This is a genomic window from Pseudomonas sp. 05N434 (genome assembly GCF_056396965.1).
In genome coordinates this window covers 1-428 of record NZ_JBFTMK010001154.1, presented here as the reverse complement: position 1 = coordinate 428, position 428 = coordinate 1, and the positions used below count along the sequence as shown (strand labels likewise).

1 pseudogene is annotated in these 428 nt (G+C 49.5%); it reads right to left on the bottom strand.

What is annotated here, in order from left to right:
• Positions 1-428, bottom strand: a pseudogene (locus tag AC1DLB_RS32200) (hypothetical protein); the annotation flags it as partial.

The following is a 428-nucleotide window of genomic DNA, read 5'->3' as shown; positions in this document are numbered from 1 at the left end:
ATTCGGTACAAGCCGGATAGACGGTGCAGTCGCGCCCATCTGGCATTTTGAAAGATTTAAAGTTTGTTTTATTGTCTCCGCAGAATGCGTAGGGATCTTCAAGACTGTCACCCATGCAGCGTTTCCAGCCAGCTGGAAACTTCACCCAGTTATCACCTACGGCCGGTTTCTCCTCGCTTGAAATAGCGAAAACTACTTTTAGCGTCTTTCCAGCCAACTGAGCACGTTGCAAGGGACCTTTTGCCACTGAACCGTTTGCCTGTTCGGGAGTTGCCACCGATTTACACTTCAGAATTTTAACGATGAAACGGTCAGGCCCAACCGTGCGAAAAAACCATTCGCACTGCTTCTGTAATACCATGGGGGAGGGAGAGGTATGACTGTCTACGGTTCCATCCTGGAAGGCAATACCCGTATGATCCCTGCCT